Here is a 22,750-nt window from a genome sequence, read left to right on the forward strand (position 1 = left end):
CAGCTCGATAATCGTAGTCATCTGCCGGGACGTTATTGATTCCGGCGCCTGCGGGCAAGGTGCTTATGCGTGGCCGGATGGCTGCCGCTGCAAAATTGGCGGCAGTCATTCGTCAGCAACCAATTGGGATCAATCCAGGAGATCGGCCGGCACCCTGCCGCCATTTTCCGAAAGCCGCTTCATCAGCGCCTTATGCAGCCACATATTCATTTTCGCGGAATCGTTGGTATCGCCGGTATAGCCGAGTTCGGCGGCAAGTTCCTTGCGCTCAGCCAGGCTCGCGTCCATCCCAACTGCTTTCATCAGATCGACGATCGAGTGACGCCAATCGAGTTTTTGACCGCTCTTCTTCGCGGCAGCGTCGAGGATAGGCACGATATCGACCGTCATGGCTGGGGTCGTGGCCGGATTGCTCTGAGCGGAAGAGGCCGCAGGCGCTGGACTGGGAACGGCCGACGGTGTGACAGGCGCTTGTGCCGGTTCTGTCTTCGGCGCGCTCCCGGTAACGGGTTCGGCAGCTTCCGCTTCTCCGAAGATTGCATGTTTGATCTTATCGAAAATGCCCATTCGTCAACCTCCACTGCCATTAAATGAGAATATGCTGAAACATGGAATTCCCGATGGACATATCCAGAAGGGCGAAGGTTTATTTTTGTCCCTTCGATCAAGAACGAAAATTCGACATAACCGCTTCTGGTACAATCGCCCCGCGGGCCGCTAATGCGGCGATAACGATAAGACATAATTCTCGGCCATGGAGCCGTCTCGCAGCGCAACGAGAGGAAACCTTCGCCAATCGGTCACGTTGGTTTCGCATGGATGTCCTGGACAGCAGGTCTCCAATCGATCGAAGGCACGCGCGTTCCTCGATTTTCAGCTGTCGGACCTGACCGTTCGGCACAGGAAACGGAGGAAGATCATGACCTATTTCCAACTTAGACTACCGGTTGCCCTGCTTGCATCTGCGTATGCAGTCCTTGCCATGCCGATAGGCCAAGCACGCGCGATCGATGTCGGCGTTTCGGTGAATACCGGCGATGCCGGCAGTGCCGATGCCGGCGCTTCGTTCGGTGGAGGAAGCGGCATGGATGCAGCGGCCAACGCATCCCTTGGCGGCTCGAACGGGGTCAGCGCCGATGCAGCCGCCGATGCCGGCGGCGGCCGCGGCGTCAATGCCGATCTCAATGCACACGTCAGCGGTTCCGACGGGGTTGATGCCGACGCCGCAGTTTCGATTGGCGGCGGCGTCAACGCCAAGCTTGCCATTGGCCGTGTGAACGGAAGAAGCGATGCAGCAACGACGCGTGACGGCGCCACCGATGCGGCTGAGATCCGTACCCTTGAGGCCTTCCGCAACATGCCTGCCGACCAGCGACGCAAAATGCTTGTCCGTTGCGCCGATATTTCCGGATCAGGTGGTTCCGATTCCGGTCTCGCGGGTCTCTGCAGTCTGTTGCAGGCGTCTGCCTCCCGGTGAAACGAAAGACCCGCCGAACCGGAGGAGCGCGGCGGGTCTTTAAACGTCTAGCCTAGCGCCCTTAGTGCAGGATCTGGCTGAGGAACAGCTTGGTGCGTTCGTGCTGCGGATTGTCGAAGAACTCGGCCGGCGAGTTCTGCTCGACGATCTGGCCCTGATCCATGAAGATGACGCGGTTGGCGACCTGGCGGGCAAAGCCCATTTCGTGGGTGACGCAGAGCATGGTCATGCCTTCCTCGGCAAGCCCCACCATGGTGTCGAGCACTTCCTTGATCATTTCGGGGTCGAGCGCCGAGGTCGGCTCGTCGAACAGCATGATCTTCGGGTTCATGCAGAGCGACCGGGCAATCGCCACGCGCTGCTGCTGGCCGCCGGAGAGTTGGCCCGGATATTTGTTGGCTTGTTCCGGGATCTTGACGCGCTTCAAGAAATGCATGGCGATCTCTTCTGCCTGCTTCTTCGGCATCTTGCGCACCCAGATCGGCGCCAGCGTGCAGTTTTCGAGGATCGTCAGGTGTGGGAAGAGGTTGAAGTGCTGGAACACCATGCCGACTTCGCGCCTGACTTCATCGATCTTCTTCAGATCGTTGGTGAGCTCGGTGCCGTCGACGATGATCTGGCCCTTCTGATGCTCTTCCAGGCGATTGATGCAGCGGATCATCGTCGATTTGCCCGAACCCGACGGGCCGGCGATGACGATGCGCTCGCCGCGCATGACCTTCAGGTTGATGTCGCGCAGCACATGGAAATCGCCGTACCACTTGTTCATGTTGATGATTTCGATCGCCACTTCCGTTGCGGAAACGGTGAGCTTCTTAGCTGGAGCTTCAGCCATATTGTTTTCCCTCATTCTTATCGTTTGTGGCCGGTGTCGAGGTGACGTTCGATGAAGGCTGAATAGCGCGACATGCCGAAGCAGAAAAGCCAGAAGGCGAAGCCGGCGAATATCAGTCCCGTTAGCGGTGTTACTGCGGTTGCCCAGTTCGGATCGACGAAGTTCAGGCGAACGATGCCGAGAAGATCGAACATGCTGATGATCGACACAAGCGACGTGTCCTTGAACATGCCGATGAAGGTATTGACGATGCCAGGGATCACCAGTTTGATCGCCTGCGGCATGATGACCAGCCGCATCTTCTGCCAGTAGCCCAGCCCGAGCGAATCCGCCCCCTCGAACTGGCCCTTGGGAATAGCCTGCAGGCCGCCACGGATGACTTCCGCCATATAAGCGGAGGCGAAGATCGATACCCCGATGATCGCGCGCAAAAGCTTGTCCACCGTCCAGCCAGCCGGCAGAAAGAGCGGCAGCATGACGCTCGCCATGAACAGGACCGTAATCAGCGGCACGCCCCGGACGACTTCGATGAAGATGACGCAGAATGTGCGGATGACCGGCATCCGTGAGCGCCTTCCGAGCGCCAGGATGATGCCGAGCGGGAAGGAGACGGCGATCCCGACGAAAGAGAGTACCAGCGTCACCAGCAGCCCGCCCCAGAGTGGGGTCTCGACGATTTCCAGGCCAAATCCGCCGTAAAGCAGAAAGAAGGAAACGATGGGAAGCACGCCGAAGAGCAGGAGGGCGTTCAAACCCTTGCGTGGTGCCGAAGGAATAAGCATCGGCACCAACAGGAGTACGAAAAGAATGCCGACCAGCGTCGGCCGCCAGCGCTCGTCGAGCGGATAACGTCCAAAAATGAACTGGTCGAATTTGGCGTTGACGAAAGCCCAGCAGGCGCCATTCCAACCATCTGGCTGGATGCCGCCCTGGACGGCGGTGGCGCAGAAGGTGCGGTCCGGACCGCTCCAAACCGCCTGCACGAAGAGCCAATCGATCGCGTGGAGAAGAGCCCAGACGATAAAGGTCACCGCCACAAGGGTGAGAATGATGTCCTTTGGCGTCGCAAGCAGGTTGCGACGGATCCACGCGACCGCGCCTTTCTCTCCTGAAGGCGGCGGCTCCGGCGCCAGTATGGCGGTTCTGACGAAACTGTTGCTCATCTTATCTCTCCACCAGCGCCATCTTTGCATTGAACCAGTTCATGAACAGCGAGGTCACGACACTGAGGCTGAGATAGATGACCATCCAGATCAGGATCACCTCGACAGCCTGACCGGTCTGGTTCAGCGTCGTGCTGCCGACTGCGACCAGATCGGCAAAACCGATGGCGATCGCCAGCGATGAGTTCTTGGTCAGATTGAGATACTGGCTGCTCAGCGGCGGAATGATGATGCGGAAGGCCTGCGGAATGACGACCAGGCGTGTGATCGACGAGGGATGAAGCCCAAGTGCGGCCGCAGCCTCTGTCTGTCCCTTAGGCACGCCGCGAATGCCCGCGCGCACGATCTCGGCGATGAAGGCTGCGGTGTAGAAGGAAAGCGCCAGGAAGAGCGACATGAACTCGGGCCCAACGACGGAGCCGCCGGTTAGGTTGAATTTGCCCGCGATCGGATAATCGAAGGAAAGCGGCGCACCTGCGAGCAGGAAGGCGATAAGCGGCAGGCCGATCAGCAGGCCGATCGAAGCCCAGATCGTGTGGAACGGTTGGCCTGTCGCCGCCTGCCGGCGATGCGCCCATCGGGCCGTCGCGACGACGGCGATGATCGCGACGACGAAGGCGATGCCGACGAGCCAGAAACCTTCGCCGAAAATCGGCTTGGGGAAGGAGAGGCCGCGATTGTTCAAATAGGATCCGAGCGGAAGATGCAGCGACTCGCGCGCATTCGGCAGAACTGCCAGAACGCCCGAATACCAGAAGAAGATCACAAGCAGTGGCGGGATATTGCGGAAGACTTCGACATAGACCGTGCACAGCTTGGCAATCAGCCAGTTGCGCGACAGACGGCCGATGCCGATGATGAAGCCGATAATGGTGGCGGTGATGATGCCGGTCACGGCGATCAGGATCGTATTCAGAAGGCCGACGACCAGGGCGCGGCCGTAGGTCGAATCGCTCGAATAGGCGATCAGCGACTGACCGACCTCGAAGCCGGCGCGGCCGTTCAGAAAGCCGAAGCCCGACGCGATGTTGGCGCGCGCCAGATTGACCGCCGTGTTATGCGCAACCCACCAGACGAAGGTGACCAGCAGTACGATGGTGAGAACCTGGAAGAAGATGCCCCGAACTCTCGGGTCGTAGAGGGCGGACTGAAAGCTCCAGCCGCTCCTGGGTAAATGTGTCGAATCCACAGCCTGATGCGTCATGCCTGGCCAATTCCCCTTTATGCGCTCCTTTTCGGAGCTTTTTTATTAGAGGAGGAAAGACGGTCGCCCGCCTTTCCTTCATGTGTGATGCCGCTCAGCGAACCGGCGGAGCGTACTGGAGGCCGCCCTTATTCCACAAGGCGTTGAGACCGCGCGCGATCTTCAGCTGGCTGCCCTGGCCGATGTTGCGCTCGAAGGATTCGCCGTAATTGCCGACGTTCTTGACGATGTTGTACGCCCAGTCGTTGGTAAGGCCGAGATCGGTGCCGATCTTGGTATCGGCTTCCACACCGAGGAAGCGCTTGATGTCGGGGTTCGGCGAGTTCTTCATGTCGTCGACATTGGCCTGAGTAATGCCGAATTCTTCGGCATTGATCATGGCATAGCCAACCCAGCTGACGATATCGAACCACTGGTCATCACCCTGGCGGACGGCCGGGGCGAGCGGTTCCTTGGAAATGATTTCCGGCAGGATCACATGTTCGTCCGGGTTCTTCAGCGTCAGACGCAGCGAATAGAGGCCGGACTGGTCGGTCGTGTAGACGTCGCAGCGGCCGGCGTCATAGGCGGCATTGACCTCGTCCAGCTTTTCGAAGACGACCGGATTGTACTGAAGGTTGTTTGCCTTGAAATAGTCGGCGAGGTTGAGCTCGGTGGTCGTGCCCGACTGGACGCAGACGGACGCGCCCGAGAGTTCCAGTGCCGACTTCACGTTCAGGCCCTTGCGGACCATGAAGCCCTGGCCGTCGTAGTAGTTGACGAAGCGGAAGTTCAGGCCGAGTGCCGTATCGCGGTTGATCGACCAGGTCGTATTGCGGGCGAGTACGTCGATTTCACCGGACTGAAGGGCAGGGAAGCGATTGGCGGCGCTGAGGGGCGTGAATTTTACCTTGGTGGGGTCACCGAAGACGGCCGAAGCGACGGCCTTGCAGAAATCGACGTCGAAGCCGGCCCAGTTGCCGGAAGCGTCAGGCGCGGCAAAGCCGGCAAGACCGGTATTGACGCCGCACTGAATGAAACCCTTCGCCTTTACATCTCCGAGGGTAGTGGCTGAAGCAGCCGAGGCGCCAAGAGCGAAAACTGCTGCGCCGATCGCGGCGGACAGAAGCTTGTTCTTCATTTTTTTCCCAACCTTTTCCGTTGTATTATATTTTCTTGTGGGGCATTCCGGCGGAAAAACTCTGCCACCCCATCGTCTCGACACCCTCCCGGCGCGAGTGCCCTATCACAGTCTCAAATGTCACTATGGTCAAGTGTCGCGATCAATAATTGCGGCAAAATTCAGCATTTTGCCAGATTGCGCCGCATTCGAAGGCGGTTGGCTAGGAAATGGGCGCCTCATTGCGGAAAATTAACGCGAAATCAAGAAATCCAAGCGTCCGCCGTACCCATCATCGAGGGGTTGACCGGACCGGCCGAGGCGTCCAAAAGTCTGGTTTCGCGCCCCTCGCCAAAGGCTATTTCCGACATGAATGACAAAGACAGCTTGCTGCAGACCGCCGGCATCAATACCCGCCTGACCCACATCGGCAACGACCCCTTCGACTTCCACGGCTTCATCAACCCGCCGGTTGTGCATGCCTCGACGGTGCTTTTTCCGAATGCCCGCACGATGGACACGCGCTCGCAGAAATACACCTACGGGACACGCGGCACGCCGACGACGGATGCACTCTGCGAGGCGATCGACGCGCTTGAAGGTTCGGCCGGCACGATCCTCGTCCCCTCGGGGCTTGCTGCCGTCACTATCCCATTCCTCGGTTTTTCCGCCGCCGGCGATCATGCGCTGGTCGTCGATTCGGTTTATGGCCCGACCCGCCATTTCTGCGACACGATGCTGAAGCGCCTCGGCGTCGAGGTGGAGTATTACGACCCATCGATCGGCGCCGCCATCGAGACGCTGTTCCGGCCGAACACCAAGCTCGTCCATACCGAGGCTCCCGGTTCCAACACCTTCGAAATGCAGGATATTCCGGCGATTTCGGCGGTCGCGCATCGCCATGGCGCCGTCGTTATGATGGACAATACCTGGGCGACGCCGCTTTATTTCAGGCCGCTCGATCACGGCGTCGATATCTCCATTCATGCGGCGACGAAATATCCATCCGGCCATTCCGATATCCTACTTGGAACAGTGTCGGCCAATGCCGAGCACTGGCAGCGCCTGAAGGAGGCGAATGGCGCGCTCGGCATCTGCGGCGCCCCGGACGATGCCTACCAGATCCTGCGCGGATTGCGCACGATGGGCCTGCGCCTCGAGCGGCATTATGAAAGCGCGCTTGATATTGCAAAGTGGCTGGAAGGCAGGGAGGATGTCGCCCGTGTGCTGCATCCGGCGCTGCCGAGTTTTCCCTCCCACACGATCTGGAAGCGCGATTTCAAGGGCGCCAGCGGCATCTTTTCCTTCGTGCTTGCCGCGGAGAGCCCCGAGAAATTCAAGCCAAAGGCGCATGCCTTCCTCGACGCGCTCAGAATTTTCGGTCTCGGCTATTCCTGGGGCGGTTTTGAAAGCCTTGCCCTGCATGCCTATCTCAACGACCGCAAGGTCGCCAAGGCACCGAAGGAAGGGCCGGTCATCCGCCTGCAGATCGGCCTGGAGGACGTCGCCGACCTCAAGGCCGATATTGAACGGGGCTTTGCGGCGGCGAGCGCCGTCTGAGCAGAGAAGGGAGCGGCTCGCCCCTTCCAGCGCTCTATGGCAGGTGCTGCGCCCGGTAGCCGTAGATCCAGTCTAGATCTGCTGCCAGGCTTTGCGGCGGCTTCAGGCCGAGCACGAGATCGCGGCCGATCCGGATCGGCCCCTTCGCATGATAGGCGAACCGGTTGAAAGCGCCGCGCTGGCGAAGTTTTGCGATGCGCGGCGCGCGATGTCTTTCGAAGAGCGCAAGTGCCTCCGGGACCGGATGGTTCTGAAGAAATGCGGCAAGCTCGTAGGCGTCTTCGATCGCCATGGCCGCGCCTTGCGCGGCAAAGGGCATCATTGCATGCGCGGCGTCCCCGATCAGAACCGTCCGGCGACCGTCCTGCCAGGCGCCCGATGTGGTCTCGAAGAGCGGCCAGAAAGTCAGTTTCCGCTGTTTCTCGAGCAGCGAGACGATCGCGCCGCTCCAGCCGGAAAGGCGCGCCCGCAGTCGCGCGCGCTGCTCCGCCGTCGGCTCGCTTTGCCAGGCCTGCGGCGCGACGTTGCCGGCGGTGATCGCCACCATGTTGATGCTGCCGGTCTCCTTCAGCGGATAACAGACAAGATGCGCCGAGCCGCCGAGGAAAGCCGAAACGCTTGTCCGGTCAAGGAAGCCTGGCGCCTCATTTTCGGCAATGGTGAAGCGGTAGGCGATGTTGCCGGAAAAACGGGGCGAGGGGCTGTCGGGAACGGATTGCCGGAGTTTCGACCAGACGCCGTCCGCGCCGATGACGACATCGGCGGCCCTCTCGACGGGCGGCGAGTTCGATTCCATCCGCACGCCAAGATGAAGCCGGCAAAGCGGATCGGCCTCGACGGCGGCGAGAAGCGCTTTCTGCAACGTGGTACGGTGCAGGACGCCATAGGGCGCCCCCCAGCGCTGCCGCGCGTATTTGCCTGCCGGCACGGCCGCAAGCTGGCGCAGCGATCCGCCTGCCATCAGCCGGATCGTCTCCGGTTCGAGCCAGACTTTTGAAAGCTCCTCGAGGATGCCGAGTTCGGCCAGGACTCGGGAAGCGTTCGGCGAAACCTGCAATCCGGCGCCGACGTCGAGGAGTTCACCCGCCTGCTCGAAAATCTCCGAGCTGATGCCCCGGCGCGAAAGCGAAAGGGCGGCGGTCAGCCCGGCAATGCCGGCGCCGATGATAGCGGCATGTTCGACCGGCATTATCAGTCCGATCCGGATTCTGGACGGATTACGCCGCCTTCACGTGAAAAACGCAGCCGGCCGGATTGGTCTGGCTCGGCTTCAGGGATGCATTATAGCGGTAAAGGGTCGAGCAGTAGGAACAGACCTTTTCGTTGTCGTCGCCCATGTCGATGAAGATATGCGGATGATCGAAAGGAACCGAAGCGCCGGTGCACATGAATTCCTTGACGCCGACTTCGATGACGCGATGACCGCCGTCGTTCTGGAAGTGGGGAATGTTGTGGCCGGCCATGTCGTTCTCCGAATGCTTTGAAAAGTGCGCGAACCTTATAAGCCTTCGCCGCAAATGTGTAGAGCCAAAGCGCCGCGCCAGGCACAGTTTTTACCCGCAGTTTTGGCTTCACGCTGGGAGGCGGCTCGATTATGGTCGCGCCAAAAAGGAAGGCTCGATGAACCTGAATACACCCGCATTTTCAAGCTTCACCCACGACGGATTGAAGATCGCCTTTTTCGACGAGGGGGATCCTTCCGGCGTGCCTGTCTTGTTGATCCATGGCTTTGCCTCGACCGCGAACGTCAACTGGGTACATCCGGGCTGGCTGAAGACGCTGGGAGACGCGGGCTACCGGGTGATCGCCATCGACAATCGCGGCCATGGCGCAAGCGACAAGCCGCACGATGCCGAAGCCTATCGACCCTGGGTGATGGCCGGCGACGCGATCGCCTTGCTGGATCATCTCGGCATCGCTGAGGCCAATCTGATGGGCTATTCGATGGGGGCGCGCATTTCCGTCTTTGCAGCGCTCGCCAATCCCCATCGCGTCCGCTCGTTGGTGCTCGGCGGTCTCGGCATCGGCATGACCGACGGCGTCGGCGATTGGGACCCGATTGCCGATGCGCTGCTTGCTCCGTCGCTCGACGCCGTGACACATGACCGCGGCCGCATGTTCCGCGCCTTTGCCGAGCAGACGAAGAGCGACCGCACTGCGCTCGCCGCCTGCATCCGCGGCTCGCGCGATCTCGTCGCCCGCTCCGACATGGGCAAGCTCGACATGCCGACCCTGATCGGCGTCGGCACCAAGGACGATATCGCCGGCTCGCCGCAGGAGCTGGCTGCACTGATGCCGGCGGCCGAAGCGCTCGATATCCCCGGCCGCGATCATATGCTCGCCGTTGGCGATAAGGTTTTCAAGCAGGCGGTGCTGGCCTTCTACGCAAAGGTCGCCGAGGGGTGACTTTATCGTGATGTTGAAAAACCATGCTAAAAAGCCATGGTGACGGCACCCATTTATGTTATTGGCGTTTTCCACTATATACTGGCATTGCGCAAACGGCATTCCGGCTGGCAACGAGGAGAGTGGCGATGGTCGCCAAGACAGATATCCGTGCTTTTGAGACAGGCCATCCGCTGAAAGTGATGGATCCCATCTGGGACAGCTTGCGCGAGGAAGCCCGCACCGCCGCCGAAAGGGACCCCGTTCTCGCCGCCTTTCTCTATTCGACGGTGATCAATCACCGTTCGCTTGAAGAATGCGTTATCCATCGGATCTGCGAACGTCTTGATCATCCCGACATGCAGGCGATCCTCTTGCGCCAGACCTTCGAGGAAATGCTCGCCGATTGGCCGGACTGGAGTTCGATCCTGCGCGTCGACATCCAGGCGGTCTACGATCGTGATCCGGCGTGCCTGCGTTTTATGGAGGCGGTGCTTTACTTCAAGGGTTTCCACGCGCTCCAGACGCATCGTCTGGCCCATTGGCTGCTCAACCGCGGCCGGCGTGATTTTGCCCTCTATCTGCAGAGCCGCTCCTCCAGCGTCTTTCAGACCGACATCAATCCCGCCGCCCGTATTGGCAAGGGCATCTTCCTCGATCACGCCACCGGCCTCGTGATCGGCGAGACGGCTGTCGTCGGCGACAATGTCTCGATCCTGCACGGCGTGACACTCGGCGGCACCGGCAAGGAAGGCGCCGATCGACATCCGAAGATCGGCAGCGGCGTCATGATCGGCGCCGGCGCGAAGATCCTCGGCAATATCGAGATCGGATACTGCTCGCGGGTCGCTGCCGGTTCGGTCGTGCTGAAGGCGGTGCCGCCCAAGAAGACGGTCGCGGGCGTGCCGGCCAAGGTCGTCGGCGAGGCTGGTTGTTCCGAGCCGTCGCGCAATATGGATCAGGTGATCGGCGCCGATATCTGAGCGTCGGCATTGGCAAAGAATAGGATAACCGACGGAACCCGAGCAGGGACAGCCATCGCCAAGAGGCGGCCCTGCCTTTACACCGCTGCTTTTCCTGTGCAAGAAGCGGCCAATCAAGACCGCTTACGGAGATGACAGAGTGAAGCCAGAAGAAATCAAGAAACTCGACGCCTATTTCAAGCGCATGTTCAATCCGCAGATGGTCGTCAAGGCGCGTCCGCGCAAGAATGATTCCGCGGAAGTCTATCTGGGCGAAGAATTTCTGGGCGTCGTCTATGTCGATGACGAGGATGGCGACCGCTCCTACAACTTTTCGATGGCGATTCTCGACGTCGATCTCTGATCGCCTTGAAATTTTGGAAAGGGCCGGGCGGAGCGATCCGCCCGGTCTTTTTTTGTTTTTTTGCCCTGGCATAAAAAAATATTTGAAGCTTGTGGTTGTGATATTGTGATATATATTAGCAAAATCAGTTAAAGACGTACGTGCCCCGGCTCGCGCCCTTTGTTTCTTTTCCCGAGCGCAACCTGAAGATGTTTTGCGGCGCACAAGACTACTTGACTATTTGTGCGTTGCAGCTACCCTGCCTCCACCCAACAGCCAACGGAGGACGGTGCATGTTCAACTTTGACGATGCCAACAGGAAGAGCAAGGAAGCCGTTGACACGGCGCTGAGAACCTATACCGACACCGCCAGGGGCTTTCAGGCGATCGCTGCCGAAGCTGCTGAATATTCGAAGAAATCCTTTCAGGATGCGGTGACGCATTTCGAAACGCTCGCCGGCGCCAAGAGCTTCGAGGCTGCTTTTGAACTGCAGACCAGCTACGTCAAGTCTGCCTATGAGAACTTCGTCTCCGAAACGACGAAGCTCGGCGAAATGTATGCCAACCTCGCCAAATCAGCCTACAAGCCCTACGAGGCTCCGATCGCCGCTTCCGTCGCCAAGACCACCAAGACGGCGCAGCCCGTGACGCCTGCGGCTGCATGAACTGATTTTGACGGCGCAACCTGCGCTGCATATTGAAATTTGAAGACCGGCTACGCATCTGTGGCCGGTCTTTTTTGTTTCCTCTTTCGCTGCAACGTCCGCATTGGAATGTCCGGGGACTTTTTTGGTCTTTCCCGTGCATGCCGGCATTTCTTGATTGCAGTGTCCGACAGGGGGCTTAAAATCGGCCTATTATGAACTAAGTTAGTGTTTCAGATATTCGGTGGGAAAAGCACCTCCCATGCTCCGCCGGATTGATCGAGGAATGAATGACAATGATCGCAAAGCCGATCCGGATGCAGAACGACAGCGAAAGGAACGGGGACAACGGAAATCGCGGAACCTCGGTCATCACGCGCACCAAGCCAAAGACCAAGAAGCCGAACCTCTATCGTGTGCTGCTTTTGAATGACGACTATACGCCCATGGAATTCGTCATTCATATTCTGGAGCGTTTTTTTCAGAAGGATCGTGAAAGTGCCACCCGCATCATGCTGCATGTCCACAACCACGGCGTCGGCGAATGCGGAATATTCACATACGAGGTAGCGGAAACGAAGGTCAGCCAGGTGATGGACTTCGCCCGGCAGCACCAGCATCCGCTGCAATGCGTCATGGAAAAGAAGTGAGGATCTGAACGTGCCAACATTTTCGCCTAGTTTAGAGAAGGCGCTCCATCAGGCACTGACCTTTGCCAACGAGCGGCATCATGAATATGCGACGCTCGAGCACCTGCTGCTCGCCCTGATCGACGATGCCGACGCGGCCGCGGTCATGGGCGCCTGCAATGTCGATCTCGATGCGCTGCGCAAGACGCTCGTCGAATATGTCGATAACGAACTTTCCAACCTGATCACGGGGTATGACGAGGATTCCAAGCCGACCTCCGGCTTCCAGCGTGTCATCCAGCGTGCCGTCATCCACGTGCAGTCATCCGGCCGCGAGGAAGTGACCGGTGCCAATGTGCTCGTTGCCATCTTCGCCGAGCGCGAAAGCCATGCCGCCTATTTCCTGCAGGAGCAGGAGATGACCCGCTACGACGCCGTCAACTACATCTCCCATGGCATCGGCAAGCGGCCGGGCGCATCGGAGACCCGCACTCCGCGCGGTGCCGAAGAAGAGGCCGAGAGCAAGCCGACGGCGCGCGGCGGCGAGGAAGAGGGCGGTCCCAAGAAGCAGCAGGACGCCCTCAAGGCTTATTGCGTCAATCTCAACGAGAAGGCCAAGGGCGGTAAGATCGATCCGCTGATCGGCCGTCATGCCGAGGTGAGCCGCACCATCCAGATCCTGTGCCGCCGTTCGAAGAACAATCCGCTCTATGTGGGTGATCCCGGCGTCGGCAAGACGGCGATCGCCGAAGGTCTCGCCAAGCGGATCGTCGAAGGCAAGGTTCCCGAGGCGCTTGCCGATGCGACGATCTTCTCGCTCGATATGGGCACGCTGCTGGCCGGTACACGCTATCGCGGTGATTTCGAGGAACGCCTGAAGCAGGTCGTCAAGGAACTGGAGGAATATCCGGGCGCCGTGCTCTTCATCGACGAGATCCATACGGTGATCGGCGCCGGCGCCACGTCGGGCGGGGCGATGGATGCATCGAACTTGCTGAAGCCGGCCCTGTCGTCCGGCGCCATCCGCTGCATCGGTTCGACCACCTACAAGGAATACCGCCAGTTCTTCGAGAAGGACCGGGCGCTGGTCCGCCGTTTCCAGAAGATCGACGTCAGCGAGCCGTCGATCAATGATGCGATCGAGATCATGAAGGGTCTGAAGCCCTATTTCGAAGAGTATCATCACCTGCGCTATTCGAATGACGCCATCAAGTCGGCCGTAGAACTGTCGGCCCGCTACATCTCCGATCGTAAGCTGCCGGACAAGGCGATCGATGTGATCGACGAGACGGGAGCGGCCCAGATGCTGCTGCCGCCGTCGAAGCGCCGCAAGCTGATCACCGAAAAGGAGATCGAGGCGACGATCGCCACGATGGCGCGCATTCCGCCGAAGACCGTCTCCAAGGATGACGAGGCGGTGCTTGCCAATCTCGAGCAGGAACTGCGCTCGGTGGTCTACGGCCAGGATATCGCGATCGAAGCGCTTTCGACCTCGATCAAGCTGGCGCGGGCAGGCCTGCGCGAGCCGAACAAGCCGATAGGCTCCTATGTCTTCTCCGGTCCGACCGGTGTCGGCAAGACCGAGGTGGCAAAGCAGCTCGCCTCGTCGCTTGGCGTCGAGCTCCTGCGCTTCGACATGTCGGAATATATGGAGCGGCACACGGTCTCGCGTCTGCTCGGTGCACCTCCCGGCTATGTCGGCTTCGACCAGGGTGGTCTGCTCACAGATGGCGTCGACCAGCATCCGCATTGCGTGGTCCTGCTCGATGAAATCGAGAAGGCGCATCCGGATATCTACAATATCCTGCTGCAGGTCATGGACCACGGCACGCTGACCGACCACAACGGCAAGAAGATCGACTTCCGCAACGTCATCCTGATCATGACGACCAATGCGGGCGCCTCCGAAATGGCCAAGGCGGCGATTGGCTTCGGCTCGTCAAAGCGCACCGGCGAAGACGAGGAGGCGCTGACCCGTCTCTTCACGCCGGAATTCCGCAATCGTCTCGACGCGATCATTCCCTTCGCGGCGCTGCCGACGGCTGTCATCCACAAGGTCGTGCAGAAGTTTATCATGCAGCTGGAGGCCCAGCTTTCCGAAAGGAACGTCACCTTCGACCTGCACGAGGACGCGGTCGCCTGGCTGGCGGAAAAGGGCTACGACGAGAAGATGGGTGCGCGCCCGCTTGCCCGTGTGATCCAGGACACGATCAAGAAGCCGCTCGCCAACGAAATCCTCTTCGGCAAGCTGAAGAAGGGCGGCGTCGTCAACGTCACCGTCGGTCCGAAGGAAGACGGCAAGCCCGGCATCCTGCTCGAGGCCATTCCGGATACAGCGCCGATCAAGCCGAAGCCGGAAGCCGAGGTCGCCCACCCCGAAGCCGACCAAGACGGAGATGGCGAGCTGAAAATTAAGGCAGCGCCCAAGACCCGCGCCAAGACCGTGCCGCAGGCCGAGCCAGAGGTTCGCGACGCCCCGAAGAAGGGAAGCACGGTTCCGAAGGTTCCGCGCAAGAAGTGAGCTTCGTAACAGAATGGAAAAGGCCGCGTCACCGCGGCCTTTTTGCTTCGCGTCCTTGTTAAGACGGTGATCGCGCTTATGCCAAAGCCGCCCTGATCTTTTCGGCATTGGCGGCAAGCACGGCGCCGTCCTCCATCTTGCCGGAATGCGGCTTGAGCGCCACGCCCTCATGGCGGGGAATGACGTGGAAATGCAGATGGAACACTGTTTGCCCGGCGGCCGGTTCGTTGAACTGGGCGATGAAGATGCCGTCCGCATCGAAGACGTCTTCGAGTGCCTTGGCGACCTTCTGAACGACGGTGATGGCGTGGGTGAGGGTGGCCGGATCGGCATCGAGGATATTGCGGGAAGCCGCTTTCGGAATGACGAGCACATGGCCCGGCGCCTGCGGCATCACATCCATGATTGCGACCGTATGCTGGTCCTCGTAGATACGATGCGAGGGAATTTCGCCGCGCAGGATCTTGGCGAAGATGTTGTTGTCATCATAGGCGCTGGTCATCGCAAACTCTCCTCACTTTCTTTTTGATCGGGTAGCGCGCGGGGCGGGGCGGCGTCAATCCTCCTGCTGGCGCTCGCCCTTGCGGAAGGGGCTGTGCTCGGCCAACAGCTCGCTCATCTGTTCGACATCAGCCCGTTCGCGGGCGAGATAGTCGCCGATCGCCCGGCGAAGCCCGGCATGGGCGACATAATGGGCGGAATGCGTCGTCACCGGCAGGTAGCCGCGCGCAAGCTTGTGTTCCCCCTGCGCACCGGCTTCGACGCGATTCAGCCCTTTCGCCAGGGCGAAGTCGATGGCCTGGTGATAGCAGACCTCGAAATGCAGGAAGGGGTGATCCTCGATGCAGCCCCAATGACGGCCGTAGAGCGTATCGCCGCCGATGAAATTGATCGCGCCGGCAATATAACGTCCCTCGCGTTTGGCCATGACGAGAAGGATGTCGTCGGCCATGCGCTCGCCGATCAACGAATAGAATGTGCGCGTGAGGTAGGGCCGGCCCCATTTGCGGCCGCCGGTATCCATGTAGAACTTGAAGAACTGGTCCCAGATGCGCTCCGTCAGGTCGCGGCCGGTCAGCCAGTCGATGCTGATGCCGTTTTCGAGCGCGGCGCGGCGCTCCCTGCGCAACGCCTTGCGTTTGCGCGAGGCCAGTGTTTCGAGAAACGCTTCGTGATCGGCATAGCCTTCATTGATGAAGTGGAACTGCTGGTCGGTGCGGTGCAGATAGCCGTCCATTTCGAAGACGCCGATTTCGTCATCTGGCACGAAGGTGACATGGGCCGACGAGATGCCGAGCCGGCGCACGACTTCTTTCAGGCTTTCGGCGATCGCGCTCTGGATCGGCAGCCGCTGCAATCCCTCTGCGACGAGAAGACGCGGACCGGTTGCCGGCGTGAAAGGGATCGTGCATTGAAGTTTGGGATAATAGCGCCCCCCGGCCCGCTCGAAGGCGTCGGCCCAGCCGTGATCGAACACATATTCGCCCTGGCTGTGGCTCTTGAGATAACCGGGCAGGGCGCCGATCAGTTCGCCGCGATCGGTTTCAAGCAGCAGATGATGGCCGAGCCAGCCAGTTTCGGCAGTGGCCGAGTCGGATTCCTCCAGCGAGGACAAAAAAGCGTGCGAGACGAAGGGATTGTAGGCGAGCGTGCTGCAGGCTTTCGACGCCCCGGAAAGCCTGGACCAGCTCTCCGGGGAAATCGCGGTGAAGGAGCGCTCGACGCGAATGGATAGGTCGTCAGTCATGGGGCAAGGCGAAGCCTGTGGGAGGATGGTCTCGGCTCGGCATCAGTCTGAGCATGATCTTGGCCAAAAAGCGAGCGTCAAACCGCCACACGCGGATCGAAACCCTCGAAGGTCATCTGGTCGGCGTTTTCGAAGGTGCGCCGGCGCGCCTCTTCGTCACGCACCGTCCAGGTGATCACAGGGATGCTCTTCTCGCGTTCGCCTGTGATGAAGGCGTTCGGCAGGTCTCCATAGTAAAAGGAGATGAAATCGAGACCGATCGCCATTGCCTCCGCATGTGTTGCGAGCTCCTCGGGCGTATTGCCGTTGGCGGTCAGCCCCACCGGGTACGGCGAGCCGAGCGCTTTCAGATCGCGCAGCAGCCAATGGTCGAAGCTCATCAGCGCGACCTTGCCCTGATAACCTTCCAGCACTTCGAGCACGGATTCGGCAAAACCTTCGTCATCTGCTTCGCGGCCCTTCAGCTCCAGCACCAGCGGCACCTTGCCCTGGACGAGATCGAGGAGCTGGCTGAGCGTCGGAATCTTGTCGCCCGTGCCGCCGACGGCGATCAGCCCGAGTTCCCGGGAGGTGCGCTCGCGGATGTCGCCCGTGAGGTTGCACAGGCGCTGCAATTCCTCGTCGTGAAAGATGACCGGCACGCCGTCGGAGGCGTAATGCAGGTCGCATTCGATCGCAAAGCCCGCGTCGACGGCGCGCGAAAAGGCCGTAAGCGTGTTTTCCCAGACATGCTTGTTGAGGTCGTGATAGCCGCGATGGGCGACCGGCACGTCCTTGATCCAGTCTGCATTGGTCATTCCGCGATTTCCATGATAGCGTCGATCTCGACGGCGGCGTTCAGCGGCAGGGCGGCCATGCCGACGGCCGCGCGGGCATGTTTGCCAGCTTCGCCGAGTACGCCGGCAATCAGGTTTGAAGCGCCGTTGATGACGAGATGCTGCTCGATGAAGTCGGGCGCCGAGGCGACGAAGCCGTTCAGCTTGATGACGCGACGGATGCGGCCGAGATCGCCGCCAAGCGCCGCCTTTGCCTGGGCGAGGATGTTGATGGCGCAGAGTTCGGCGCCGCGCTGGCCGCTCGCAACATCGACAGTTTTGCCGAGATGACCCGATACGGCGATCTTGCCGCCTTCGAGCGGCAGCTGGCCGGAGATGTAGAGAAGATTGCCGCTGATGACATAGGGAACGTAATTTGCGGCAGGGGCCGCGGCATCCGGCAGGGTTATCCCCATCTCACTCAGGCGCGCTGCAATTTCATCGGACATTTTGATCTCCGCTTTTGTTGTCAATGTTTCAAAAATTATGCATCAAGACTAGAATCTTTAATATGACAGCTTCGAGCCTCGATTTGGCCGAAAGCGTTCTTATAACATCGCGGCCGAGTCCAACAGGAGTGAATGAATGTTCCGATCGAGTCTAGCCGCTCTGCTTCTCGCCGGCCTGTCTGCCAATGCATGGGCGGGCGCGCCTGCGGCAGGCGCGGCGATCGCCACCGGCCTCGTCGCACATCGTGCGGTCTACGATCTGGAATTGAAGGACGCGTCGGACCGCTCCGGCATCGCCGCCATGTATGGTCGCATGGTCTATGAGTTCGACGGCAGCTATTGCCGGGGCTTCACCACCAATTTCCGCTTCGTCACCCAGATCGAGACCGGCGACAGCGTGCGCGTCAGCGACCAGCAGACGAAGACCTTCGAGAACCTCAAGGACCGCAAGTTCACTTTCGACACCAAATCCTTCACCGACGACCAGCTCGACAAGGAGGTCAACGGTGCGGCGCAAAATCAGCCTGACGGCGTCAAGGTCGATCTCAGGCAGCCGGCGAGCCGCGAGTTGCAGCTGGCCGAAAGCCGTTTTCCTACAGAACACATGCTCGACGTCATCCAGAACGCCAAGGATGGAAAGCGCTTCTTCGAGGCCCGCGTCTTCGACGGCTCCGACGACGGTGACAAGGCGTTGGTGACGACGACGATCGTCGGCAAGCAGGAGACGCCCGTCGCCGAGGAGGCCGATGCAGTCAATGCCGGCGCCTTTTCCAAGACGGCATTCTGGCCGGTGACGATCGCCTATTTCAACGAGAATACGAAATCGGACGCCGTGCCGGTCTACCGCATGTCCTTCAAGCTCTACGAGAACGGCATCACCCGCGACCTGACGATGGACTACGGCGATTTCGTCCTGACCGGAAAACTTGCCAAGCTGGAGCTGCTCGACCGTAAGGCCGAGGTTTGCCAGTAGGCGCGGGCTTCGCAGCTTTCGTGTTCAGGAGGAGGGACGCCGGAAGCGGGCGCTCGCCGAGCAGCAGATGGAGCTGATGACCGTCGAGCTCAAGAAGGCGATGATCAAAGCGTGATCGACAGGATGACGATGCGAGCGCTGCTTTCAGGTCTGGCACTTCTTGCCGCTATGCTCATTGGAGGCTGCAATCCCTTCGGCCAAGGGCCGGCTGTCGCTGCTGCCGACATTGGCAAGCTGAGCGGCATCGGCAATCGGCGGACAACTGCGAGCTCAGATAAATGAGGCCGATTTTTCGGCATGAGCCTTGCTTTTGCATCAAATCGAATGTATGGGCACCGGCATTCCACACGTAAGGCATGGGATCGTCCGGGAGAAATCCGGGTTGTTCCGCCGGTGGCATCCTCGAAGAGGGTGCTGTTCGCCTTGCGGAGGTTCAACCGGAAAAGGAGTAACAAGGCATGGCATTGCCTGATTTTTCTATGCGTCAGCTTCTTGAGGCCGGCGTTCACTTCGGCCACCAGACCCATCGCTGGAACCCGAAGATGAAGCCGTATATCTTCGGCGACCGCAACAACATCCACATCATCGACCTGGCCCAGACCGTTCCGATGCTGTCGCGCGCCCTTCAGGTCGTCAGCGACACCGTTGCCCGCGGCGGCCGCGTTCTCTTCGTCGGCACCAAGCGCCAGGCCTCCGAGATCATCGCCGACAGCGCCAAGCGTTCGGCCCAGTACTACGTCAACTCGCGCTGGCTCGGCGGCATGATGACGAACTGGAAGACGATTTCCAACTCGATCCAGCGCCTGCGCAAGCTCGACGAAATCCTCGGCGGCGAAGCCCAGGGCTTCACCAAGAAGGAACGTCTGAACCTCGAGCGCGAGCGTGAAAAGCTGGACAAGGCTCTCGGCGGTATCCGCGATATGGGCGGCACCCCCGACCTGATGTTCATCATCGACACCAACAAGGAAAAGATCGCGATCGACGAAGCCAAGCGCCTCGGCATCCCGGTCGTTGCCATCATCGACTCGAACTGCGATCCTGACCTGATCGACTACCCGATCCCGGGCAACGACGACGCATCGCGTGCGATTGCTCTTTACTGCGAGCTGATCTCCCGCGCCGCCATCGATGGCATCGCGCGTCAGCAGAGCTCTTCCGGCCGCGATCTCGGCGCATCCTCCGAAGTTCCGGTCGAGCCGGCTCTCGAGGAAGCAGCCGAAGGCTGATGAAAGCGGGCGGAGCGAAATCTCCGCCAAAGCTTGCAGAGACTGGGAAAGGCCGCTCGCGACTCATCGAAGTTCGGCGGCCTTGCCTGTTTCAGGGCAGGGGCGTCAGGCTCTTTGCCGGGCAAGTTTCTATATGACGCGTCTTCATCACGCTGTCATAGATACAGGTACATTTCGTGCGTCAATCCGGTGCCGCGCCGCGCTTTGCGGCCCACCGTGTGAACCGATAAGAGGAAGATAATGAGCGAGATTACGGCTGCAATGGTGAAGGAACTGCGCGAAAAGACCGGCGCAGGCATGATGGACTGCAAGAAGGCTCTTGCTGAAACCAATGGCGACATGGAAGCCGCGATCGATTGGCTGCGCGCCAAGGGCATCGCCAAGGCCGATAAGAAGTCCGGCCGCACCGCCGCCGAAGGCCTCGTCGGCGTTTCGAGCGAAGGCACCAAGGCCGTCGTCGTCGAAGTTAATTCCGAAACCGACTTCGTCGCTCGTAACGATGCCTTCCAGGATCTCGTCCGCGGTATTGCCAAGGTCGCTGTTTCGACCAACGGCACGGTTGACGCGGTTGCGGCTGCGACCTACCCGGCATCCGGCAAGTCTGTTTCCGACACGATCAAGGATGCGATCGCAACGATCGGCGAGAACATGAACCTGCGCCGCTCGGTCGCTCTCTCCGTCGAGGACGGCGTCGTCGCCACCTATATCCACAACGCCGTTTCCGACGGCCTTGGCAAGCTCGGCGTTCTCGTGGCGCTGAAGTCGACCGGCGACAAGGAAGCCTTGAACGCAATCGGCCGCCAGGTCGCCATGCACATTGCTGCGACCGCGCCGCTGGCGATCCGCCCGGAAGAGGTCGATGCCGCCGTCGCCGAGCGCGAGCGCAATGTCTTCATCGAGCAGTCTCGCGCTTCGGGCAAGCCCGACAACATCATCGAGAAGATGGTTGAAGGCCGCATGCGCAAGTTCTTCGAGGAAGTCGCTCTTCTCTCGCAGGCTTTCGTCATCAATCCCGACCTGACCGTTGCAGCCGCCCTCAAGGAAGCTGAAAAGGCCGTCGGCGCGCCGATCGAAGTTGCCGGCATGGCCCGTCTTCTGCTCGGCGAAGGCGTCGAGAAGGAAGAGACCGATTTTGCGGCCGAAGTTGCGGCTGCCGTCAAGGGTTGATCTTCCAGCCATAATTGGGAAAACAGGAAGGGCATCGCGTGACAACGCGGTGCCCTTCGTGTATCGGGCACTCACGGTAATTTACGAGGAGCCAAGATGTCTTTAGAGCCTGTCTATAAACGCGTTCTACTCAAGGCTTCCGGCGAAGCGCTCATGGGTGGCCAGGGTTTCGGGATCGATGTCGCGGTGGCGGACCGCATTGCATCCGATATCGCCGAGGCAAGGCATATGGGCGTGGAAGTCGGCGTCGTCGTCGGTGGCGGCAATATCTTCCGCGGTGTCGCGGTGGCGTCCAAGGGCGGCGACCGGGTCACCGGCGACCATATGGGCATGCTCGGCACGATCATCAATGCGCTGGCGCTGGCAACCTCGCTGCGCAAGCTGAACATCGACACCGTCGTGCTGTCGGCCATATCCATGCCGGAGATCTGCGAAAGCTTCTCGCAACGCGCGACGCTCTATCACCTGTCGATGGGACGCGTGGTGATCTTCGCCGGCGGCACCGGCAACCCCTTCTTCACCACCGATTCTGCGGCCGCACTCCGCGCTGCCGAAATGGGCGCGGAAGCGATCTTCAAGGGCACGCAGGTTGACGGCATTTACACCGCCGATCCGAAGAAATATCCCGACGCGACCCGTTTTGACCGTCTGACCCATCAGGAAGTTCTGGACAGGGGGCTTGCGGTGATGGACGTTGCCGCTGTGGCCCTCGCCAGGGAAAACTCCATTCCGATTATCGTCTTCTCGATCCACGAGAAGGGCGGTTTTGCTGAAATCTTGACGGGCGGTGGCCTCAAGACCATCGTCTCCGACAACTGATATAAGCTGCGCAGCTTTTTGGGGCGTAGCCCTCGCTAGAACTTGATTCAGACATTCGCGCCGGTTGGCCTGAAATCTGAATCGTGTTCTACACTGAGTAATGAGAGCATGATGATGTCCGAAAACCGCTGACTTTTCGGCATTCTGCTCTGAACGGGAGCATCGACATGAGTGAAGGTATCGACATCAAGGAACTGAGGCGCCGCATGGACGGCGCGGTTTCCGCATTCAAGAGCGACATCGCATCGTTGCGCACCGGCCGCGCTTCGGCCAACATCCTCGATCCCGTGACGATCGAGGCCTATGGTTCGCGCGTGCCGCTGAACCAGGTCGCAAACATCACCGTGCCCGAGCCGCGCATGCTGACGGTTTCCGTCTGGGACAAGTCGATGGTCAGCGCCGTCGAGCGTGGCATCCGTGAATCCAATCTCGGTCTCAACCCGATCGTCGATGGCCAGAGCCTGCGCATCCCGCTGCCGGAGCTGAACGAGGAGCGCCGCAAGTCGCTCGTCAAGGTGGCCCACGATTATGCCGAAAAGAGCAAGGTTGCGATTCGCCACGTCCGCCGCGACGGCATGGACGGCCTCAAGAAGGCGGAAAAGGACGGTGTAATCGGCCAGGATGAGAGCCGTGCGCAGTCCGAACGCGTGCAGAAGATGACGGACGAGACGATTTCCGAAATCGACCGCTTGCTTGGCGAGAAGGAAAAGGAAATCATGCAGGTCTAATGGA

At 60.1% G+C, this 22,750-nt stretch carries 24 protein-coding genes; 13 read left to right on the forward strand and 11 right to left on the reverse strand.

Translation table 11 applies throughout. The features are described 5' to 3' along the window. Positions 1-129: 129 nt before the first annotated feature. The gene (locus J0663_RS18865) at positions 130-567 is read right to left on the reverse strand and encodes a DUF3597 domain-containing protein (RefSeq protein ID WP_207241901.1); all 438 of its coding nucleotides are present in this window, start codon (positions 565-567) and stop codon (positions 130-132) included. 352 nt (positions 568-919) lie between these two features. Here J0663_RS18865 and J0663_RS18870 point away from each other — a divergent pair, with 352 nt between their 5' ends. After that, positions 920-1,477 carry a hypothetical protein gene (locus J0663_RS18870; protein WP_207241902.1) on the forward strand — a complete coding sequence of 186 codons (558 nt, stop codon included), beginning with the start codon at positions 920-922 and terminating at the stop codon, positions 1,475-1,477. A 61-nt stretch (positions 1,478-1,538) separates the two neighbouring features. Here the strand turns inward: J0663_RS18870 and J0663_RS18875 are convergent, their stop codons facing one another. From J0663_RS18875 to J0663_RS18890, 4 genes are all read right to left on the reverse strand, one after another. Then, positions 1,539-2,312, reverse strand: coding sequence for an amino acid ABC transporter ATP-binding protein (locus tag J0663_RS18875; protein WP_038688615.1), 774 nt, complete (start codon positions 2,310-2,312; stop codon positions 1,539-1,541). 17 nt (positions 2,313-2,329) lie between these two features. Beyond that, positions 2,330-3,475, reverse strand: coding sequence for an amino acid ABC transporter permease (locus tag J0663_RS18880; RefSeq protein WP_207241903.1), 1,146 nt, complete (start codon positions 3,473-3,475; stop codon positions 2,330-2,332). Position 3,476: 1 nt separating this feature from the next. After that, a complete protein-coding gene (locus J0663_RS18885; RefSeq protein ID WP_207241904.1) occupies positions 3,477-4,679 on the reverse strand; it encodes an amino acid ABC transporter permease in 1,203 nt (400 codons plus the stop codon). A 94-nt stretch (positions 4,680-4,773) separates the two neighbouring features. Further along, on the reverse strand, positions 4,774-5,799 hold the full coding sequence (locus J0663_RS18890) for an amino acid ABC transporter substrate-binding protein (RefSeq protein ID WP_207241905.1): 1,026 nt from the start codon (positions 5,797-5,799) through the stop codon (positions 4,774-4,776). 348 nt (positions 5,800-6,147) lie between these two features. On the opposite strand from J0663_RS18890, the gene J0663_RS18895 reads away from it, so the two are divergent. Beyond that, the gene (locus tag J0663_RS18895) at positions 6,148-7,338 is read left to right on the forward strand and encodes a cystathionine beta-lyase (RefSeq protein ID WP_207241906.1); all 1,191 of its coding nucleotides are present in this window, start codon (positions 6,148-6,150) and stop codon (positions 7,336-7,338) included. Between the two features lie 34 nt (positions 7,339-7,372). Here J0663_RS18895 and J0663_RS18900 read toward each other — a convergent pair whose 3' ends face one another. Further along, entirely contained in the window at positions 7,373-8,527 is a 1,155-nt protein-coding gene (locus J0663_RS18900; protein WP_207241907.1) for an FAD-dependent monooxygenase, read from the reverse strand. A 28-nt stretch (positions 8,528-8,555) separates the two neighbouring features. Next, on the reverse strand, positions 8,556-8,801 hold the full coding sequence (locus J0663_RS18905; RefSeq protein ID WP_011425183.1) for a zinc-finger domain-containing protein: 246 nt from the start codon (positions 8,799-8,801) through the stop codon (positions 8,556-8,558). A 157-nt stretch (positions 8,802-8,958) separates the two neighbouring features. Here J0663_RS18905 and J0663_RS18910 point away from each other — a divergent pair, with 157 nt between their 5' ends. The 6 genes from J0663_RS18910 (at position 8,959) to clpA (ending at position 14,822) form a co-directional block, all read left to right on the forward strand. Continuing rightward, a complete protein-coding gene (locus J0663_RS18910) occupies positions 8,959-9,744 on the forward strand; it encodes an alpha/beta fold hydrolase (RefSeq protein ID WP_207241908.1) in 786 nt (261 codons plus the stop codon). Positions 9,745-9,872: 128 nt separating this feature from the next. After that, the gene (cysE, locus tag J0663_RS18915; protein ID WP_207241909.1) at positions 9,873-10,706 is read left to right on the forward strand and encodes a serine O-acetyltransferase; all 834 of its coding nucleotides are present in this window, start codon (positions 9,873-9,875) and stop codon (positions 10,704-10,706) included. Positions 10,707-10,845: 139 nt separating this feature from the next. After that, positions 10,846-11,049 (forward strand): DUF3126 family protein, encoded by a 204-nt coding sequence (locus J0663_RS18920; RefSeq protein ID WP_207241910.1) that lies wholly within the window; start codon positions 10,846-10,848, stop codon positions 11,047-11,049. A gap of 272 nt (positions 11,050-11,321) precedes the next feature. Further along, positions 11,322-11,693, forward strand: a complete 372-nt coding sequence (locus J0663_RS18925; RefSeq protein ID WP_207241911.1) for a phasin family protein — start codon at positions 11,322-11,324, stop codon at positions 11,691-11,693. A gap of 275 nt (positions 11,694-11,968) precedes the next feature. Then, positions 11,969-12,322 carry an ATP-dependent Clp protease adapter ClpS gene (gene clpS / locus J0663_RS18930; protein WP_008526939.1) on the forward strand — a complete coding sequence of 118 codons (354 nt, stop codon included), beginning with the start codon at positions 11,969-11,971 and terminating at the stop codon, positions 12,320-12,322. Positions 12,323-12,332: 10 nt separating this feature from the next. Then, entirely contained in the window at positions 12,333-14,822 is a 2,490-nt protein-coding gene (gene clpA / locus J0663_RS18935) for an ATP-dependent Clp protease ATP-binding subunit ClpA (RefSeq protein ID WP_207241912.1), read from the forward strand. A 76-nt stretch (positions 14,823-14,898) separates the two neighbouring features. On the opposite strand, the gene J0663_RS18940 is transcribed toward clpA, so the two are convergent. From J0663_RS18940 to J0663_RS18955, 4 genes are all read right to left on the reverse strand, one after another. After that, a complete protein-coding gene (locus J0663_RS18940) occupies positions 14,899-15,324 on the reverse strand; it encodes an HIT family protein (protein WP_207241913.1) in 426 nt (141 codons plus the stop codon). A gap of 54 nt (positions 15,325-15,378) precedes the next feature. Beyond that, complete coding sequence (locus tag J0663_RS18945; RefSeq protein ID WP_207241914.1) at positions 15,379-16,569, reverse strand: GNAT family N-acetyltransferase; 1,191 nt, start codon at positions 16,567-16,569, stop codon at positions 15,379-15,381. A gap of 77 nt (positions 16,570-16,646) precedes the next feature. Next, positions 16,647-17,366 (reverse strand): glycerophosphodiester phosphodiesterase, encoded by a 720-nt coding sequence (locus J0663_RS18950; RefSeq protein WP_207241915.1) that lies wholly within the window; start codon positions 17,364-17,366, stop codon positions 16,647-16,649. Next, positions 17,363-17,833 carry a RidA family protein gene (locus J0663_RS18955; RefSeq protein WP_207241916.1) on the reverse strand — a complete coding sequence of 157 codons (471 nt, stop codon included), beginning with the start codon at positions 17,831-17,833 and terminating at the stop codon, positions 17,363-17,365. Before J0663_RS18955 ends, J0663_RS18950 begins: the two co-directional genes overlap by 4 nt. A gap of 136 nt (positions 17,834-17,969) precedes the next feature. Here J0663_RS18955 and J0663_RS18960 point away from each other — a divergent pair, with 136 nt between their 5' ends. The 5 genes from J0663_RS18960 (at position 17,970) to frr (ending at position 22,746) form a co-directional block, all read left to right on the forward strand. Continuing rightward, the gene (locus tag J0663_RS18960; protein ID WP_207241917.1) at positions 17,970-18,806 is read left to right on the forward strand and encodes a cell envelope integrity EipB family protein; all 837 of its coding nucleotides are present in this window, start codon (positions 17,970-17,972) and stop codon (positions 18,804-18,806) included. Positions 18,807-19,264: 458 nt separating this feature from the next. Beyond that, complete coding sequence (gene rpsB / locus J0663_RS18965; RefSeq protein ID WP_008526906.1) at positions 19,265-20,032, forward strand: 30S ribosomal protein S2; 768 nt, start codon at positions 19,265-19,267, stop codon at positions 20,030-20,032. 240 nt (positions 20,033-20,272) lie between these two features. Continuing rightward, positions 20,273-21,199 carry a translation elongation factor Ts gene (gene tsf, locus J0663_RS18970; RefSeq protein ID WP_207241918.1) on the forward strand — a complete coding sequence of 309 codons (927 nt, stop codon included), beginning with the start codon at positions 20,273-20,275 and terminating at the stop codon, positions 21,197-21,199. A gap of 96 nt (positions 21,200-21,295) precedes the next feature. Next, the gene (gene pyrH / locus J0663_RS18975) at positions 21,296-22,018 is read left to right on the forward strand and encodes a UMP kinase (protein ID WP_207241919.1); all 723 of its coding nucleotides are present in this window, start codon (positions 21,296-21,298) and stop codon (positions 22,016-22,018) included. Between the two features lie 167 nt (positions 22,019-22,185). Then, positions 22,186-22,746 carry a ribosome recycling factor gene (gene frr / locus J0663_RS18980; RefSeq protein WP_207241920.1) on the forward strand — a complete coding sequence of 187 codons (561 nt, stop codon included), beginning with the start codon at positions 22,186-22,188 and terminating at the stop codon, positions 22,744-22,746. The last annotated feature ends 4 nt before the right edge of the window (positions 22,747-22,750 follow it).

The sequence above is a fragment of the Rhizobium lentis genome, assembly GCF_017352135.1.
In the GTDB taxonomy this organism is placed as follows: Bacteria; Pseudomonadota; Alphaproteobacteria; order Rhizobiales; family Rhizobiaceae; genus Rhizobium; species Rhizobium lentis.

Excerpts from the sequence above, each read along its gene's own strand:
- J0663_RS18865 (WP_207241901.1), bottom strand. The coding sequence starts at position 567 with ATGGGCATTTTCGATAAGATCAAACATGCAATCTTCGGAGAAGCGGAA.
- J0663_RS18870 (WP_207241902.1), top strand. The coding sequence starts at position 920 with ATGACCTATTTCCAACTTAGACTACCGGTTGCCCTGCTTGCATCTGCG.
- J0663_RS18875 (WP_038688615.1), bottom strand. The coding sequence starts at position 2,312 with ATGGCTGAAGCTCCAGCTAAGAAGCTCACCGTTTCCGCAACGGAAGTG.
- J0663_RS18880 (WP_207241903.1), bottom strand. The coding sequence starts at position 3,475 with ATGAGCAACAGTTTCGTCAGAACCGCCATACTGGCGCCGGAGCCGCCG.
- J0663_RS18885 (WP_207241904.1), bottom strand. The coding sequence starts at position 4,679 with ATGACGCATCAGGCTGTGGATTCGACACATTTACCCAGGAGCGGCTGG.
- J0663_RS18890 (WP_207241905.1), bottom strand. The coding sequence starts at position 5,799 with ATGAAGAACAAGCTTCTGTCCGCCGCGATCGGCGCAGCAGTTTTCGCT.
- J0663_RS18895 (WP_207241906.1), top strand. The coding sequence starts at position 6,148 with ATGAATGACAAAGACAGCTTGCTGCAGACCGCCGGCATCAATACCCGC.
- J0663_RS18900 (WP_207241907.1), bottom strand. The coding sequence starts at position 8,527 with ATGCCGGTCGAACATGCCGCTATCATCGGCGCCGGCATTGCCGGGCTG.
- J0663_RS18905 (WP_011425183.1), bottom strand. The coding sequence starts at position 8,801 with ATGGCCGGCCACAACATTCCCCACTTCCAGAACGACGGCGGTCATCGC.
- J0663_RS18910 (WP_207241908.1), top strand. The coding sequence starts at position 8,959 with ATGAACCTGAATACACCCGCATTTTCAAGCTTCACCCACGACGGATTG.
- cysE (WP_207241909.1), top strand. The coding sequence starts at position 9,873 with ATGGTCGCCAAGACAGATATCCGTGCTTTTGAGACAGGCCATCCGCTG.
- J0663_RS18925 (WP_207241911.1), top strand. The coding sequence starts at position 11,322 with ATGTTCAACTTTGACGATGCCAACAGGAAGAGCAAGGAAGCCGTTGAC.
- clpS (WP_008526939.1), top strand. The coding sequence starts at position 11,969 with ATGATCGCAAAGCCGATCCGGATGCAGAACGACAGCGAAAGGAACGGG.
- J0663_RS18940 (WP_207241913.1), bottom strand. The coding sequence starts at position 15,324 with ATGACCAGCGCCTATGATGACAACAACATCTTCGCCAAGATCCTGCGC.
- J0663_RS18945 (WP_207241914.1), bottom strand. The coding sequence starts at position 16,569 with ATGACTGACGACCTATCCATTCGCGTCGAGCGCTCCTTCACCGCGATT.
- J0663_RS18950 (WP_207241915.1), bottom strand. The coding sequence starts at position 17,366 with ATGACCAATGCAGACTGGATCAAGGACGTGCCGGTCGCCCATCGCGGC.
- J0663_RS18955 (WP_207241916.1), bottom strand. The coding sequence starts at position 17,833 with ATGTCCGATGAAATTGCAGCGCGCCTGAGTGAGATGGGGATAACCCTG.
- J0663_RS18960 (WP_207241917.1), top strand. The coding sequence starts at position 17,970 with ATGTTCCGATCGAGTCTAGCCGCTCTGCTTCTCGCCGGCCTGTCTGCC.
- rpsB (WP_008526906.1), top strand. The coding sequence starts at position 19,265 with ATGGCATTGCCTGATTTTTCTATGCGTCAGCTTCTTGAGGCCGGCGTT.
- tsf (WP_207241918.1), top strand. The coding sequence starts at position 20,273 with ATGAGCGAGATTACGGCTGCAATGGTGAAGGAACTGCGCGAAAAGACC.
- pyrH (WP_207241919.1), top strand. The coding sequence starts at position 21,296 with ATGTCTTTAGAGCCTGTCTATAAACGCGTTCTACTCAAGGCTTCCGGC.
- frr (WP_207241920.1), top strand. The coding sequence starts at position 22,186 with ATGAGTGAAGGTATCGACATCAAGGAACTGAGGCGCCGCATGGACGGC.